The following is a 385-nucleotide window of genomic DNA, read 5'->3' on the forward strand; positions in this document are numbered from 1 at the left end:
TGGCTGGTCCTGGCGAGCATCGCCTTCAACCTCTCCCGCGCCATCGGCAGCCTCGCCGGCCCTGACCTGGGCAAAGCACGCAGCGGCACCATCCGCCGAAAACTCATCACCGTCCCCGCCAGAATCGCAACCTCGGCACGGAAGATCATCCTGCACCTGCCCGCACACTGGCCCTGGGAAACCGGATGGTCACGCCTCTTCGAAGCGGCCTGCGGCCCACCCCGGATGACCGCTATCTGACCACCCAGCCAACCCGGCGCAACCAGGACCACGGAACACAACCGGCAGCAAGGCCGGGAACTCCCTCACGCCCTCAGACCGAAACCCTGACCAGGATCAGAACGATCCCACCCAATCAAAACCCGCCCGGTGGATCGAGGCTTAG

At 65.5% G+C, this 385-nt stretch carries 1 protein-coding gene; it reads left to right on the plus strand.

Going from position 1 to position 385, the window contains the following annotated elements; all coding sequences use genetic code 11:
• A partial coding sequence (locus ACLRGI_RS14440) for a transposase (RefSeq protein WP_419202317.1) occupies positions 1-240 on the plus strand: 240 nt, incomplete at its 5' end.
• Positions 241-385: the final 145 nt, after the last annotated feature.

The sequence above is a fragment of the Paenarthrobacter sp. PPS72 genome (assembly GCF_048537125.1).
Taxonomy (GTDB): Bacteria; Actinomycetota; Actinomycetes; order Actinomycetales; family Micrococcaceae; genus Arthrobacter; species Arthrobacter nitroguajacolicus_E.